General features: G+C 40.4%; 15 protein-coding genes. 12 read left to right on the top strand and 3 right to left on the bottom strand.

What is annotated here, in order from left to right:
• Positions 1-244 precede the first annotated feature (244 nt).
• The 3 genes from NXG61_RS09245 to htpG form a co-directional block, all read right to left on the bottom strand.
• Positions 245-550, bottom strand: coding sequence for a hypothetical protein (locus NXG61_RS09245; RefSeq protein ID WP_196605915.1), 306 nt, complete (start codon positions 548-550; stop codon positions 245-247).
• A gap of 112 nt (positions 551-662) precedes the next feature.
• On the bottom strand, positions 663-1,175 hold the full coding sequence (locus NXG61_RS09240) for a pyridoxamine 5'-phosphate oxidase family protein (protein ID WP_307222197.1): 513 nt from the start codon (positions 1,173-1,175) through the stop codon (positions 663-665).
• Positions 1,176-1,463: 288 nt separating this feature from the next.
• Positions 1,464-3,422 carry a molecular chaperone HtpG gene (gene htpG, locus NXG61_RS09235; RefSeq protein ID WP_196605912.1) on the bottom strand — a complete coding sequence of 653 codons (1,959 nt, stop codon included), beginning with the start codon at positions 3,420-3,422 and terminating at the stop codon, positions 1,464-1,466.
• A 506-nt stretch (positions 3,423-3,928) separates the two neighbouring features.
• On the opposite strand from htpG, the gene NXG61_RS09230 reads away from it, so the two are divergent.
• The 12 genes from NXG61_RS09230 to NXG61_RS09175 all read left to right on the top strand — a co-directional run bounded on the left by NXG61_RS09230 (position 3,929) and on the right by NXG61_RS09175 (position 16,894).
• On the top strand, positions 3,929-4,381 hold the full coding sequence (locus NXG61_RS09230; protein WP_196605911.1) for a dUTP diphosphatase: 453 nt from the start codon (positions 3,929-3,931) through the stop codon (positions 4,379-4,381).
• A gap of 12 nt (positions 4,382-4,393) precedes the next feature.
• Positions 4,394-5,722 (top strand): replication-associated recombination protein A, encoded by a 1,329-nt coding sequence (locus tag NXG61_RS09225; RefSeq protein ID WP_196605985.1) that lies wholly within the window; start codon positions 4,394-4,396, stop codon positions 5,720-5,722.
• 100 nt (positions 5,723-5,822) lie between these two features.
• The gene (locus NXG61_RS09220) at positions 5,823-6,278 is read left to right on the top strand and encodes an RrF2 family transcriptional regulator (protein WP_196605910.1); all 456 of its coding nucleotides are present in this window, start codon (positions 5,823-5,825) and stop codon (positions 6,276-6,278) included.
• Between the two features lie 96 nt (positions 6,279-6,374).
• Entirely contained in the window at positions 6,375-7,457 is a 1,083-nt protein-coding gene (mnmA, locus tag NXG61_RS09215) for a tRNA 2-thiouridine(34) synthase MnmA (protein ID WP_307222201.1), read from the top strand.
• A gap of 138 nt (positions 7,458-7,595) precedes the next feature.
• On the top strand, positions 7,596-8,162 hold the full coding sequence (locus NXG61_RS09210; RefSeq protein WP_196605908.1) for a HutD/Ves family protein: 567 nt from the start codon (positions 7,596-7,598) through the stop codon (positions 8,160-8,162).
• A 116-nt stretch (positions 8,163-8,278) separates the two neighbouring features.
• A complete protein-coding gene (locus NXG61_RS09205; RefSeq protein ID WP_196605907.1) occupies positions 8,279-9,139 on the top strand; it encodes a MurR/RpiR family transcriptional regulator in 861 nt (286 codons plus the stop codon).
• Between the two features lie 171 nt (positions 9,140-9,310).
• Positions 9,311-10,582 (top strand): Zn-dependent hydrolase, encoded by a 1,272-nt coding sequence (locus tag NXG61_RS09200; protein WP_307222204.1) that lies wholly within the window; start codon positions 9,311-9,313, stop codon positions 10,580-10,582.
• Positions 10,579-11,919 carry an amidohydrolase family protein gene (locus NXG61_RS09195; protein WP_307222206.1) on the top strand — a complete coding sequence of 447 codons (1,341 nt, stop codon included), beginning with the start codon at positions 10,579-10,581 and terminating at the stop codon, positions 11,917-11,919. The genes NXG61_RS09200 and NXG61_RS09195 overlap by 4 nt, the downstream gene beginning before the upstream one ends.
• A gap of 59 nt (positions 11,920-11,978) precedes the next feature.
• Entirely contained in the window at positions 11,979-13,178 is a 1,200-nt protein-coding gene (locus tag NXG61_RS09190; protein ID WP_307222209.1) for an aconitase X catalytic domain-containing protein, read from the top strand.
• Position 13,179: 1 nt separating this feature from the next.
• Positions 13,180-13,584: an aconitase X swivel domain-containing protein gene (locus NXG61_RS09185; protein ID WP_196605903.1), complete on the top strand. Its 405-nt coding sequence runs from the start codon at positions 13,180-13,182 to the stop codon at positions 13,582-13,584.
• Positions 13,585-13,613: 29 nt separating this feature from the next.
• Entirely contained in the window at positions 13,614-14,858 is a 1,245-nt protein-coding gene (hutI, locus tag NXG61_RS09180; RefSeq protein ID WP_196605902.1) for an imidazolonepropionase, read from the top strand.
• Positions 14,859-14,881: 23 nt separating this feature from the next.
• A complete protein-coding gene (locus NXG61_RS09175; RefSeq protein ID WP_307222212.1) occupies positions 14,882-16,894 on the top strand; it encodes a urocanate hydratase in 2,013 nt (670 codons plus the stop codon).
• Positions 16,895-16,944 lie beyond the last annotated feature (50 nt).

The raw sequence follows: 16,944 nt of genomic DNA, 5'->3' as shown, positions 1-16,944 counted from the left end.
TACTATTTGGCTATTATTATATTTATTTAAAAATATTTACAGTGTTTTTCATCTAAAGGAATATCATGTTCTAGTCCAATAATTTTTGGCCACAGACCTGCATCATCAATAATAAATCCCATGATTATTCCCATATGGCTGTGCAGATGCCTATGCTGAGCAAGAATAAGTGTAAATCTTGTATATTCACATCCAGCAGGTTTTTTCAGCAGATCGTCATCGTGCAACTGCTGCAGATAATCTGTTATCTTTTTTTAATAACGATGTAATAATTTGCCAGCTCATTTCTGGTCAAAATTTTTTTTGATGCTACATCAAGATTATTTAAATCTGGAACATGAAACAGAGGTTCCGTAAAATTTTCATCATATGGATTGATAAACCAAGAATCCAGCGAATGAATCATGTGATAAACATGCTTCCACATTGGCATATGGCAATACTTTTTATTCCACAAAGCATCCGGAATACACTCAATCACATTCTGTACTTCCCACAAAGCCCGCCTTGTCTGGTCATTGATGATATCGACGCAGCTGTCTTGTTTCATAGTTTTTTCTCCCTTAGCAGCCTAATTTCGTTTATAAAGCACTAGCTCATTCTTTCACCGTATATCGCAATGATGTTTAAACAACAAAACTTATAGAAAAATATACTAATACTCATTTTGGGGGAATATATTTTTGCTCAGCCACATCACGCCTTTTCGCTGACAGTGAGTTAATCCGCAGACACAGCAGATGAATCTTTGGAACTACTTCGCAATGGAAATGATAGTCGGCTTTGCCTTCCTTCACTCCGTATTGGGTCAGCATCGTCTGCAATGCCATAGTTTTTCTTTCTTCTGGAACATACTCGATTATCCCTGTTCCCATAACAGATTCAAACTCCATCGTACATTCACATTCACCGACCTGCGGACCAGTAACAATGCTGCAAATATTTTCCATAACAAAGCTGACCTTGTTATTTCTCCTGATGAGATCATGTTTCTTGCCTACTTTGGCACCATGGAAATATATATTTATCTCATCAGCCTTGACTTCCAAGCCAAAGGTCATAGGAACCACATAAGGATATTCTTCATCGTGAAATGCTACGTGACATACTTTACAATCTTTCATTATTCTTATAATATCGTTCAAATCAGTAATTTCTCTATCTATCCTTCTCACTTTGCAGTTCCTCCTTACTCCCAAAATACAGCATTATCTTTTTCACTTGATTGAAGCGAAAAGACAGCATCCAATCTGTCTAATATAATTGTATCATGGTCTTATTAAATATTTTAGTTATGTATTTCATCACAGTGATCATGTTATACTGGCTGCTGAAATTATATATTACCATTATTAGTTATGGAAAAACGGAATTTCCAACATGTCATAAAGATTTTTATATATAAAAGCAAAACGCTTCTGTCCGATAAATTCGGGAAGCAGAAGCGTTTTTATTATATTTTCTTATTTTGCCATTAAGGCAGCAATTTTATTAGCAATGTCAGCAGGATTTTCAGGCAATATGCCTTCTATTAGAAGTGCCTGTGTATATAATAACTCACAATAATTTTTGAATTCATCGTTTTCCTTGCCAAGATTATGCACTGCCTGCAAACGTTCAAAAAGTTCATGATGCGGATTTATTTCCAAAATACGTTTTGCCTTAAACATCGGATTACTGGCGTCAGCGAATGCCTGTTCCATCGTGAAGCTTGGTCCCTGTTCATCTGCAACAAGACATACGGCACTTGATTTTAATCTGTTGCTTATTTTGACATCAGCAATTTTTTCACCGAGACTTTCCTTGATATCTTTGATAAGATCTTCATTTTTCTTGGTGATATCTTCCGTTTCCTTCTTTGTTTGCTGAGATTCTACATCATCCAGGTCCAGATCACCGCGGCTTATTGAGTGGAATTGTTTACCATCATATTCACGCAGTGCTTCAATGGCAAATTCATCAACATTGTCAAGCAAATAGAGAACTTCTATATTTTTTTCACGCAAAAGTTCCATTTGCGGCAGACTGTCTATAGCCTTACGATCCTTACCTGCAGCATAATAAATCTTTTTCTGGCTTTCCGGCATGCGATCAATATATTCTTTAAGAGAACTTAATCCTTTATCCCCATTAGAAGTCGCAAAAAGCAATAGATCTTTGAGTTTGCTTATGGTATCATTGCCGCTGTACATGCTTCCATATACGCCTATTTTCAGCGATTTGCCATATTCAGCCCAGAATTTTTCAAATTTTTCACGATTATTTTTAAGCATTCGTTCCAATGTTTTTAAAATGCTGTTTTCTAAATTGCGGCCGATTATTTTCAGTTCGCGGCTCTGCTGCAGCAATTCACGGGAAATATTTAAAGAAAAATCAGGGGAATCAACAAGCCCTTTGACAAAGCGCAGATACTCCGGTAAAAGATCCTTGCAGTTATCCATAATGAAGACATGGCGCGAGTATAACTGCAAACCGGGCTGATAATCAGTATGATATAGATTGAAAGGTGCATGTGAAGGAAAGAAGAGCAGCGACGTATATTCTATAGTCCCTTCAGCTTTATTATGCAGTACTTCCATCGGTTCTTCCCAATCGTGGAAAAGATTTTTATAAAACTCATTATATTCTTCGTTCTTTATTTCTGACTTATTTTTAGCCCAGAGCGGCTGCATAGAATTTAAGGTGCGTATTTCATCATGCTTAACTTTTTCCGCTCCTTCTATTTCCTTACCGTCTTTATCTTTTGGTGTTTCTTCGACAACAAAATTCATTTTTATAGGATAGCGCACATAGTCTGAGTATTTTTTGATAAGGCTGTCTATTTTATAAGTATCAGTAAAGTTTTCTTCAGCCTTTTCACCATAAAATTCAGGCAGCAGCGTAAGTGTAATTATTGTTCCACGTTTTTCCTTATCACACTCTTCGATCGTATATGATCCGTCACCGGCAGATTCCCATTTGTAAGCTTGTTTTTGTCCGGCTTTGCGCGTAACCACAGTTATTTTTTCAGCTACCATAAACGCAGAATAAAAACCCACACCAAATTGACCGATAAGTTCCTTACCTGAGACAGCAGAATTAGTTTCCTTCGCTTCCATCATTTTCTGCAGAAAGACCTTGGTGCCAGACTTGGCTATCGTACCAATGTTTTCAATGAGTTCCTCCTTGTCCATCCCTATACCGTTATCGGCAATAGATAGTGTATGCGACTTTTCATCAGGTACCAGGAAAATCTCATAGCTGTCATCACCTTCAAGTAAATCTTTATTGGTGAGACTTTCAAAGTGAATTTTATCAATGGCATCAGATGCATTGGATGTCAGTTCGCGTAAAAATATTTCCCGATTTGTATAAATTGAGTGGATCATCAGATCAAGCAGCTGTTTAGTCTCTGCTTGAAATTCATGCGTTTCTTTAGACATAATTCAAACCCCTTCATCGTTTATTGCTTTGTTAGCACTCATTAGCAGTGAGTGCTAAAAGTTACTTTTACTATACAACGCTTTGAAAAAAAAATCAATACTTTCGATAAACTTCATCATTTTGAATATTGGACAGGTTTTATTTTAACCGCTGTACAGCATGCAGATATATAAAATACATGATCTGCCTCCTAACTAAAGAATATCATGCAAAATTGACCAGCAGCACAATATTTCGCCTCTTTCTGACCGGTGCAAAAGCTGTTATATGCGATTTTCTGGTGAAAGCAATCCTAAATGAACAATACATATTTGCTATTATTAGTAATATCAATTATAATGTATATGAATTTACTTATATTTGATATTTTTGGTAAAAAGGGGTTTTATTCCGGTTGGATTTATTCTATAAAATCAGTCGAACCGCTGTAAATAACAGCTTCAAATAAAAAACCCTATTTGTTTTGCACAGACAAAATGAAAGTGCCTATGTACAGGGGGAAAAAATGAAAAACCGCGGTTTTGAAATAGTAAGCGTTTATGAAGGAAATAATATTATTCTGCCTGAACGAAAAACAGATAAAAGTGCAGGATATGATATAGCCTGCGCAGAAGATGCGATTTTAAAAGCGGGAAAAGTAACTCTCATTCCCACAGGTCTCAAAGCATATATGAATGATGATGAGTACCTTGGTATTCACATCAGATCAAGCATAGCTTTGAAAAATTCTCTTTCCTTCATTAACGGACAGGGTATTATTGATGCTGACTATTACAATAATGCCAACAATGAGGGACATATCATGCTGGCTGTTTTTAATCATGCCTCAACAGATTTTTCTGTAAAAAAGGGAACACGTCTGGCTCAGGGAATTTTCTATAAATATCTTATGACCGATGGGGACAGCAATGATAAGGGACTTGTCCGTCATGGCGGCATGGGTTCCACGGGGGTCTGATCAATGGAAGATATGGACCTATTTTCTATTGCCGCCCAGAATACAAACAACAGCATGAAGAATGCTGTTCCTCTGGCTGTGAGGATGCGCCCGCAAAATTTTGATGAGTTTGCGGGACAGGACCATGTTCTCGGTAAAGGACGTTTTTTGCGTACATTGATTGAAAAGGACAGTATTCCTTCATTGATTCTGTTTGGTCCGCCCGGTACAGGAAAAACTACTTTATCTCAAATGATAGCCTCAATGACCAAGAGCGATTTCAAACAATTGAACGCTGTTTCCTCCGGTATCGCAGACATTCGTAAAATTGTTGATGAAGCTGAACAACAGAGAAAATTTTATCAAAGACGTACGATAATTTTTATTGACGAAATACACCGTTTTAACAAGGGACAGCAGGATGTTCTTCTGCCCTATGTCGAAGATGGCCGCCTTATCCTCATAGGTGCCACTACAGAAAATCCGTATTTTGAAGTAAATCATGCACTGCTGTCCCGTGTACGCGTGATCAGGCTGAATGCCTTGACCGATTCACAAATGCTAAAAATAATGAGGCAGGCATTGACAGATACCAAAAACGGTCTTGGCAGTATGAATATTTCCTGTTCGGACAGCCAGTTGCATACTATAGCACAGCTTTCCTCCGGTGACGCACGTGTGGCACTTAATCTGCTTGAACAGTCCGCACTGATGGCCGCCGCTGCCGAAACTGATATTACCGAAAAAATTCTGCAGGAAATATCTGGCGAAAAAATCCAATCATATGACAAAAACGGTGATAATCATTACGATACAGTGTCAGCCTTTATAAAAAGTATGCGCGGCAGCGACCCCGATGCCGCAATTTATTATCTGGCAAAAATGCTTGAATCAGGAGAAAATGCCAATTTTATCGCTCGCAGGATAGCGATATGTGCATCTGAGGATGTAGGCAACGCAGATCCGATGGCTTTAGTGCTGGCAATGGCAGCTGTACAGTCTGTGCAGTTTGTAGGAATGCCGGAAGCCCGTCTGCCTCTTGCTCAGGCCGTAACCTATATAGCATCGGCACCAAAGAGCAATTCTTCATATCTTGCGATAGACAAAGCTATTGCGGATGTTCGAAATCTGCAGTGCGGCGACATACCGGCACACCTGAAGGACGCTCATTATAAGGGTGCACAAAAGCTTGGTCATGGCACAGGCTATAAATATCCCCATGATTACGCTGATCATTTTGTAAAACAGCAATATATGCCGTCCGGGCTTATCGGCACAAAATATTATGAACCAAGCAGTAACGGCAGAGAAAAGATTATAAAAGAATATTTGCAAGAACATCAAAATTTTTTACACAAATAATACGCTAACTGTTATAATATAGTAAACTTATAATATTAGCAGGATTTCTATTTTAGTTGCAATCTTCATCTTCAATAGGATATGAATGGAGGAAATATATATGAAATTGTCGACAAGAGGTCGCTATGGTGTCACTGCCATGTATGAATTGGCATTGAATTATGGCCAAGGACCTTTATCATTGCGCACTATCGCTGCAAAGCAGGATATCTCCGATAATTATCTGGAGCAGCTTATCTGCGCGCTCAGAAATGCCGGTCTTGTCAAGAGTACTCGTGGCGCACAGGGAGGATATGTATTGACAAGGGATCCCGCCGATATCACTATAGGCGATATTATCACTATCATGGAAGGACCTATTGCCTTGGTAGATTGTCTTCTGAATGAAGCGGATTCCAGCAGCCAGATTTGTAAAAAAGCAGATAAATGTGTAACCCGCGGAGTATGGGAGCGGGTGTGTCAAAGCATCAGCGAGGTTTTGGACTCGATTACTCTGGCTGATTTATGTGAAAATGGCAAGAAAGCCTCTATGTTAAACAGTATGGTGGAGGCATGAACCTTTTCTGATTCAGCACATGGTTATCGGGATGGAGGGACATGGAATATTTCCTGTTCTCCATCCCTTATTAATTTATTGCAAGGTGAGATAATAGTGGAAAAGAAAAAAGTTGCCGTTGCTATGAGCGGCGGTGTAGACAGCTCTACGACAGCTGCTATTTTATTGGACAAGGGTTATGACGTTTTTGGCGTTACCATGGTTTTAAGTGATGAAGGCCGCGGTTTTTCCAAAGAAGACAGCTACGATCAGCTCAGTTCTGTAAAGGATGCACGCATAGTCTGCAATCTGCTTAATATTAAGCATTATGTTATGGATTTCAAGGACATATTTAAAAAAGAAGTATCTGATTATTTCATAGATGAATATATGTCAGCGCATACCCCCAACCCCTGTGTCCGCTGCAATCATTGCATAAAATTCGGCAGACTTCTGAACGAATGCATGAAACTCGGCGCTGATTATATGGCCACAGGGCATTATGTTACCATAGAAAAAAACGAAAAAGAACGTTATCTGATCAAACGTGCCGCTGACACTCACAAAGATCAGTCGTATGTGCTCTATCATTTGGGTCAGGAAGCTCTCAGTCACATAATCTTCCCTCTGAGCAGCTACACTAAAACGCAGACTCGGGAAATGGCTAAAAAATATAATCTGCCTGTAGCAAATAAAAAGGAAAGCCAGGAAATATGTTTTATTCCCAATGACGATTATAAAGCATATCTTCAAAATCATTCGCAAATGCATTTCAAAGCTGGCAATATAGTCGATGTTGATGGTAATATATTAGGGCGTCACAACGGCTTATCGTTGTATACCGTAGGCCAGCGAAAGGGACTTGGAATCGCCGCAGCTGAACCTTTGTATGTAATCCAGCTCAACAGCGATAAAAATGAAGTTGTCGTCGGAAGCAACAAAGATGTTTTTTCCTCAGGGCTTATGGCCAAAAACCTGAATTGGATCCCTTTTGATAATATAGAGGGGCCTCTTGAAACATATGCGCAGATTCGCTATGGAAAGAATGTGTGCCAGGCGACAGTTTATCCGCTGGAAAATAATACGGCAAAAGTTATTTTTAAAGAACCGCAGCGTGCTGTAACACCGGGACAGTCAGTAGTTTTTTATGATGACAATATTCTTTTAGGCGGCGGCATAATAACAGAACCACTTAAATGAACTTCTTCACGACAGCCATAATAAACGAATTCTTGACATTTCTTTTCTTTGCTTCTATACTTGGAGCAGGCAGCGGCGCTTATCATATATGATAGGTGCCGTTTTTAGTATAATATGGAAATCTGAGGTGAAAAAAATATGTTTGAAAAAATTTTTTCGGCAAAAGAACATCAGACTACGTCTTGGAGCGGCGGATCCACCACCCAATTGTACATTTCCCCCAACAATTCACATTACGAAGCCAGAGACTTCAAGCTGCGCTTAAGCTCGGCAACAGTAGATGCGGATGTATCCACCTTTACCGAACTGATTGGTATAGACCGCATTTTGATGAGTCTGGATAATGAAATCTCACTTATACACAATAACCGGAAAGAGATAAAATTAAAACCTTTTACTGCCCACTTTTTCAGCGGAGCCGATAAGACCATAAGCAAAGGCCGCTGCACCGATTTTAACGTGATGCTTAAACAAAACTCTTATAAAAATGCAGATCTTTTTACCATTGCTGATCCTCATTTTAGTTTAGAAGCTGATAATGCTTGTTACATATATATAGCAGACGGTGCATATGAAATTTTATGCGGTCAAAAAAGTTTTACACTGCATAAAGGAGAATTGCTGTATTTAAATAATTTTCCTGCGTGCAAATTAAAAAAAATTATAGATCACTCAAGAGCTGTTATTTGTAAAATCAACTGGTGATTTTTTCAAAATAGACTTAAAAATAAATTATGCAGCAGTATAGTATATGCAGTATAATATATTGAGTATTAATACTGATACATGAATTATACTATTAATAAAAGGAGGATAAATATATGGGAAAAAATATTGAAACATTTGAGCAGCTTACTAACATGTTAAAATTTATTGCTGATACGTCCCCTACTTATAAAAAAATTGCCGTATACATAAATGATAACTATCTGCAAATCGTTTTCATGACGACAAATGAGCTGGCCGAACAGGTAGGTGTCAGCCAGGGCAGCATATCAAGATTTTTCATGGCTCTTGGCTACAGAGGATATAATGATTTTTTACAAAATCTGCAAAATATGGTAAGCAAGGAACTTACTGCCCCTAAAAGGCTGCAATTCACAGAAAAGCACGGCATAAAAGATAAATACATGCACTCTATTTTCGATAACGAACTGGCAAATATGGAAAAACTTGGCGGTATAATGGAGTCTGAGTCCTATAAAAAAATGGTGGATATGCTTGCCTCAACTAAGCCGCTGATTATCTTATCAGCCAGGATGTCTTTTACTATCGTGCCATATGTGCATTACATTCTCAATAAAATGAGGGATTTTGTACATGAATACACGCCATCGTCTCCGCAATGGGACACGGTAGAGCTTACGGACCCTGAAAGTGTAAATATATTGGCCGTTATGATGCCGCGGTATCCGAGAGCTCTTGTCGAAAAATGTCAGAAATTAAAAAAATCAGGATTTCATATTTATGGTGTCACCGACAGTGAATTTTCACCTTTAATGGAATGCAGTGATTCTGCTGTTTGTGTCCCGCTCACTGTTTCTTCTATTTTTGATATCTACAGTACACCCATGATATTTTTTAACATACTTCTGCGTGATGCTGCTAAAAAGATACCGGAAATATCGAAACGAATGGAAAAAATAGAGAATATAGAACTTAATAATAAAGTTTACTATTGACATTTACGTATCAGAATTTTATAATTAAAGCACTAATAAAAAGCAAGGGTGCTTTATTCTTCGTGAATAAGGCACTTTTTTTGCTTTTTATTGAATGATTTATTTATTATATTTTTATATAAATGAATTAATTCTACAAATATTTATAGATTAGCAAGGGGCTGATGTTGTGTGATAGAAATAAGTGACAATAAAAAAATCACTATAAATAAGGACCGTTTACTATTCAGATTAGAAGAAATGTCTCAGTTCGGATTGAATAAAAAAACCGGTGGTATAGACAGACAGCTTGGCAGCCAGGCTGATAAAGATACAAGAAGATGGCTCAAAGATATATGGGAAAAAGACATAGGCCTGAAAGTCACTGTTGATGCCGTCGCCAATATGTGGGGCAGTTACGGCGAACATCTAAAAAATAAACCGATTGTTTTCGGATCGCATCACGACAGTGTTCCCAATGGAGGAAAATTTGATGGAGCACTTGGTGTATTGATGGCAATGGAAGCCATTCAATCAATAAGTGACAGTGGAATAAAAACACGTCACCCCTTAGAAATTATCTCTTTTACCGGTGAAGAACCAAACAGCTTTTCTGTTTCTACCCTCGGCAGCAAAATTTTATGCGGCCGCCTGACAAAAAAAGATATAAGTATTCTGCACGACAGAAATACAGGCAGACCTTTGACTGAAGCTATCGACTGGCTCGGCGGAAACAGCAGCCAAATAGACAGTGCCGTTCTGGAAAAAGGTACTATGACCGCTTTCCTTGAATTCCATATCGAACAAGGACAACGTTTATACCGCAAACAGCAGGCTGTTGCGGCCGTCAGTTGTATCACAGGCATCTACAGAGAAATTATATCAATAAAAGGAGAGGCAAATCATGCAGGCACCACACAGCTTCAGGACAGGCGGGATGCATTATGTGCTGCCTCAGAGCTCTGTCTTGCCATTGAACATATAATGGAAGATTTCACGTCAATTGCTGTGACTGTCGGTCATATGCAGATTATTCCAAACGCTTCCAATATCATACCGGGTGAAGTTTCTTTTACCATAGATCTGCGTACGGCCTTTCCTGAAGATAGGAAAAAGGCTCTGGCAAAATTAAAGGAAAGGATAGCAGCAATAGAGAAAAAACGGGATATAAAAATAATACGCAGACTTAATCTTGATCAACCGGAAATGTCCATGGATGAAACGGCAGTGGAGGCTGTCATGAAGGCCATCGAAAAAGAAGCGCAGCCGCCGATGAAGCTTGTGAGCATGGCCGGACATGATGCTGCCAATATGGCAAGGCTGACAAAAACCGCTATGCTTTTTTCCCAGAGTGTCAACGGATACAGCCATTGTCCTCAGGAATATACCGCTCCGCGTGAAGTGGCTATAGCGGCACAAGTTTATCTCGATACATTGTTGATTTTGGATAAGGAGCTGGTATGATGTCAATAAAAATAATAAAAGCAGCAGCAATTTTTATTGACAGCTGTCTTGTGGAAAATAAAGCCATTGCAGTAAATATGCACACCGGTGATATTGAAAAGATAGCTGCAGCAGCACAGCTGGAAAAGGAGTATCCTGACGCCGGAAAAGAAGACTGGGGTGATCTCGTCATTGTTCCCGGCAGCATTAATGCCCATAATCACAGCTTTCAGAGCTTACTCCGCGGAGTAGCCGCTGACCGGCCTTTTTTAGAATGGCGTGATAACTCTCTCTACAAATTTTCACCGCGTATGCGATTGCAGGATATTTACACGGGAGCACTATTTGCCTTTACAGAGATGATGAAATGCGGTGCGACCACTGTAGCCGATTTCTTTTATCTTCATCAATTTGGCAGTGAAAGCGATGAAGCAGTTATTCAGGCAGCAAACGATGCCGGAATAAGACTGGTCATAGCCAGAACTATGTATGACTGGACCGGCGCACCTTCCGGTTATGTAGAAAATGTCGAAACAGCAGTCAGCAATACAGCATCTTTGATGAAAAAACATACGGGTGGAATGGTGAAAGTTTTGCCCGCACCGCACAGTCTGCATGCTGCTTCCCCTGAAATGATCAAAGCAGGCTACCGTCTGGCATGTGAATATAATACCCCCTATCATATTCATGTAGCGGAAGAAATCTTTGAAGTAGATCAAGTAAAAAAAGAACATGGCATGACACCGTTAAAATATCTTGATTCCTTAGGTGTAGTTGACAAACATATGTCAATAATACATGGTGTATGGCTCAGTGAAGATGAAATAAGAACGATGGGCCGAAAAGGTGCTCATCTTATTTACTGCCCGTCAAGCAATATGTTCCTCGCAGACGGTATCACCGATATTCCCGCATACATCAGGCATTCGGTCCCCATAGCACTGGGCAGTGATGGAGCCTGCGGCAACAGTCGCATCAGTGTATTTGAGGAAATGCGCATGGTATCACTTCTGCAGAAGGCAAAAACCTGTAACGCTCTTTGTGTGAATTTCCATGATGCATTCAAAATGGGAACCGAAACAGGCGGTACAGTGCTTGACCTTCCCATCGGCAAAATAGCCGACGGTTATAAAGCCGACTTCGTCGGAATATCTGTATATGATTTTTCTATGCAGCCCCTGACAAAAAAAGGGCAGCAATTTCTACCCAATCTTATTTACTCCATGCAGCCCACAGCGATTAAACGTGTAGCTGTAAACGGCAGAACAACAGTCATACAGGGCCACTTGGTAAATACAACAGAAAGTCGTGTACTTGAACAGGTAAAAATGACTATGCAGCATCTTGAAAATGAGTAAAAACTTTATTGCACTATTTTCATTATCCGGAGCAATACTATAATTGGGGAGGTTTATATATGTATCTTACTGAAGAAGAAAAAAAAATGTTAGAAGGAAACTACGGGCAGGGCACTCAGCTGGCAATGAAAATACTGGTTGCGATAGGAGAAGCCTACGATGCTCCCAAGATGGTTCCCGTGACACGTACTCATGTTGCGCTCAGCAATCAGGAAGCTGATCTATGGTTTGCTGAAAAATTAACGGCTGGTGAGGCAGTATGCCGTATACGCCCGACTGTCAATCCCAGTTTCAATCTGGAACAATTTCAAGCAATAACTGATATTGACAGGGAAGACGAAGAAATAGTCAAACGTACACATGCGGCCTACACCAAGCTCGGCGCAATAATGACTTATGATTGTACGCCTTATCTTGAAAAAAATGTACCGCGTTTCGGCGAAATCATTTCATTTTCCGAATCAAGCGCAACACCTTTTGTAAACTCCGTTTATGGTGCCCGTTCTAACAGAGAATCAGCGCAGAGCGCCCTATGCAGTGCTGTTACGGGAGTAACACCTTATTACGGATTTTTATTGAAAGAAAATCGTGCCGGACAGGTATTGGTACATGTGGAGGCTGATATGGAAGATGATTTTGCTTATCAGATGCTCGGTTATTTCGCTCCAAAAAAAATTGGCTTTTCTATCCCTGTTTTTGAAGGGCTGACAAATCCCAGTAAGGAAGCTCTGATGAATCTGGGCGCACAGCTTAATACAGGAGGCAATGTAGCCCTTTATCACATTCTTGGTTTTACACCGGAAGCACTGACAATGGAAGATGCCTTTCAAGGCAAAAAGCCACAGTACGAAGTAACCATCACCAATAATGATCTGAAAAATATGCGCGAAGAAATATCTGACAAAAATGGAAAAATAGATTTTGCCCTATATGGCTGCCCGCATTTCACGATCGACCAGGTATGCACGGTTGCCGAAATGGTAAAAGGGAAAAAATTATCTGTTCCGTTATTTATTATGACCTCTTCACTGACCCGCAGTTTGTCTCAAAAAATGGGATATGCGGATATAATAAAAACAGCCGGCGGTGAAATAGTAGAAGATACTTGTATGGATCAACCATGCTGGAAATTTTTATATGGTAAAAAGGGAATAACAGATTCTCCCAAATGCGCCTATTATACGAAACGGCGTGATATGCAGTTTATCATAGCCCCTCTTAAAGAAAGTATATATGCAGCTTTGAAAGGAGAATACTAAAATGAAAAAACAATACGACTGCCACAAAATATCAGGTGGTAAGGTAACAGGCCAATTACTTTTTTCCGATGACGGTATGTGCTTTTATCTCATTGAACCAAAAGACGGTAAGATTATAGAAAAAGAGCACTGCCTTTATCAAAAATCCGTTGCCGGAAAAATCTTAGTATTTCCCTATGGTAAAGGGAGTTCAGTTGTACAGGCAGACGGAATGTATCAATTGAAAATGACAGGAATGAATCCTGCTGCCATGATAGTGGTAAATGCTGATACGACCTTAGCTGCGAGCGCTATCATTCTTGACGCTCCTATGGTAAATAAAATGGATGATGACTTTTACAAAGATTTCCATGACGGTGATATGGTAGAACTTGATGCAGACAATGGCATTCTGCGGAAAATATAAATAAATGTACTGAATATGAGGTAAAGCTGATGAATCGTCTGCTTATAAAAAATTTAGCTGAAATTGCCACTCCGCTCGGAAAGACAGCACTGCGTGGGAAAGCAATGAACGATATAAAGATTTATAAAAACGGCGCAATTTATTGTGAAGACGGAATAATAAAACTGGCAGGCACAGCCGAAGAAGTACTGCCGCAGCTATCGTCTGGCACAGCTGTCAAAGAAATAGACGCTCACGGAAAATGTGCCGTTCCCGGCTTTGTTGATCCGCATACACATTTTTTGTTTGGCGGAACTCGTGCCGACGAGTTCATCGCCAGGCTCGAGGGTGTTCCCTATATGGATCTCTTAAAAAGAGGCGGCGGTATAGTCAGCACCATGCGGCAGACTCGTGTGATGAGCGAAGAAAATATGTACTCTGCCGGTAAAAAAATTCTCGAAAATATGCTCAAACAAGGTTTTACAACTATAGAAGGCAAAAGCGGATACGGCTTGGATAAAAATACCGAGCTTAAAATGCTGCGGACAATGAAAAGACTGCAGAAAGACCTGCCGATTACATTGAAAACGACTTTTTTAGGAGCACATGCCGTACCTCCCGAATTTGCCGGCAGATCCAATGAATTTATAGATTTTACGATAGAACAGGTTTTTCCTGAAATACAAAAAGAAAAACTTGCTGAGTTCTGCGACGTTTTTTGTGAAAAGGGTGTATTCAGTATAGCTGAATCGCAGAAATTGCTGCTGGCTGCAAAGGAAACGGGCATGAAGGCAAAAATACATGCCGATGAAATAGTGTCGACAGGAGGCGGCGGTCTGGCTGCGGACATAGGGGCGGTCAGTGCAGATCATCTGCTTGCTGTTACCGATGAAGATATAAAAAAATTAGCTGGCAGTAATACTGCGGCAGTATTACTGCCGATGACAGCCTTTTGCATGCGCAAGCAATTTGCCCCGGCCAGACAGATGATAGACACCGGCTGCATCGTAGCCTTAGCCAGCGATTTCAATCCGGGAAGCTGCTATTCATACGCCGCGCCGCTTATACTTGCACTTGCCGTTATTAATATGCATCTGACAATAAATGAGGCATTGACAGCGATTACACTGAATGCCGCGGCCGCAGTGGATGAGGCTGATACTTCAGGCAGTATAGAGCCGGGTAAAAAGGCTGATATTTTACTTTTAAGCAAATCGGACTATAGATTTTTAGTCTATCTGACAGGAATTAATATAGTTGAGCATGTGATAAAAAATGGTGAAATTATATTCTAATAGTCATAAAGGAGCAATGCATAATGATACAGTCAACGACCGAAATAAAGCTGGATAATATCTTTCCTGATGAACCGATATTTGAGCAGGGAATACGCAGAGCCCCAAGCAGAGGTTTTCATTTAAGCAGTGAACAGACAAAAATAGCCTTAAAAAATGCTTTGCGTTATCTGCCCGAAGAACTGCATGAAAAAGCAGCTCCGGAATTCTTACAGGAATTAAAGACTTACGGGCGCATATATGCATACAGATGGCGCCCTCAAGGGCGCATATACGGAAAACCAATAGATGAATACGCCGGAAAATGTTTGGAAGGAAAAGCTTTTCAAGTGATGATAGATAATAATCTTGATTTTGAGGTGGCTCTTTATCCTTATGAACTTGTTACTTACGGTGAGACAGGCAGTGTATGTCATGATTGGCTGGGTTATAGGCTTATCAAAAAATATTTGGAAGTAATGACCGATGAACAGACTTTAGTGGTGGAATCGGGGATGCCGCTCGGTCTTTTTCCTTCGAAGCCGGAAGCTCCCCGTGTAATCAACACAAATGCTCTGATGATAGGTATGTTCGACAATGAAAAAGATTGGGAAATAGCCGAGGAAATGGGTGTGGCAAATTACGGTCAAATGACTGCGGGCGGATGGATGTACATTGGGCCGCAGGGAATAGTGCATGGCACATATAACACTCTTTTGAACGCCGGACGAATGCATTTAGGTATTCCTAACGATGGCGATCTCAGCGGCCACATATTCGTCAGCTCCGGTCTGGGGGGAATGAGCGGTGCTCAGCCAAAAGCCGTAGAAATAGCAAATGGAGTAGGAGTAATAGCGGAAGTCGATTACTCCCGCATCAAAACACGCCTTGATCAGGGCTGGGTCGGTGAATGCTACAAAGATCTCGATAAAGTTTTTGCTGCAGCTGACAAACATTTACATGATAAAACAACTGTTTCTATCGCCTACAACGGTAATATAGTCGATCTTTTGGAATACGTAGTTAAAAACGATATCAAGATCGATCTGATGAGTGATCAGACATCGTGCCATGTGGCCTATGACGGCGGTTATTGTCCTCAGGGAGTAAGCTTTGAAGAACGCACTCGCATGCTCGCCGAAGACCGTGAAACCTTTGAGAAGCTTGTCAACAAAAGTTTGCGGCGCCATTATGAGCTGATAATGGCGTGCGTCAAAAAAGGCACCTACTTTTTCGATTATGGAAATTCCTTTCTTAAGGCAGTCTATGATGCAGGTGTAAAGGAATTATCGAAAAACGGCGTTGATGAAAAAGACGGTTTTATTCTCCCTTCTTATGTCGAAGACATAATGGGACCGCATCTTTTTGACTACGGTTACGGTCCATTCCGCTGGGTATGCCTCAGCGGCAGGCATGAAGATCTGATGCAGACAGACAAAGCCGCTATGGATTGCATAGATCCAAGCAGAAGATACCAGGACAGAGACAATTATAATTGGATCCGTGATGCGGAAAAAAATAAAATGGTTGTCGGTACTCAGGCACGCATACTTTACCAGGATGCCGAGGGACGCATAAAAATAGCTCTCAAGTTCAATGAGTTAGTGCGTAAGGGTGAAACAGGCCCCATTATGCTGGGACGCGATCATCATGATGTCAGCGGTACAGATTCACCATTCCGGGAAACTTCAAATATCAAAGACGGCAGCAATGTTATGGCCGATATGGCGGTACAGTGTTATGCAGGCAATGCAGCCCGTGGCATGAGCCTTATCTCTCTTCACAACGGCGGCGGTACAGGAATAGGCAAGGCAATAAACGGCGGCTTTGGACTGGTGCTTGACGGCAGTGAACGTATTGATACTATCATAAAGTCAGCTATGCTCTGGGATGTTATGGGTGGTGTCGCCCGCCGCAGCTGGGCACGCAATCCTCATGCCATAGAAACATCAAAAGAATTCAACAAAAAATACACCGGTAAAGGTCATATAACAATTCCTTTTGTTGCCGATGAGAATCTGGTAAGCGGCCTGGTAGATAAAATGTTTGACAAGTAAGCTTTGTAAGAAAACAGCAAAAAGGCAGCTGTTACTATATGATCAGTATA

This window comes from Pectinatus haikarae, from assembly GCF_050916305.1.
Classification (GTDB): domain Bacteria; phylum Bacillota; class Negativicutes; order Selenomonadales; family Selenomonadaceae; genus Pectinatus; species Pectinatus haikarae.
The sequence above is the reverse complement of the archived record's forward strand: the minus strand, read 5'-3'. Positions and strand labels throughout refer to the sequence as shown.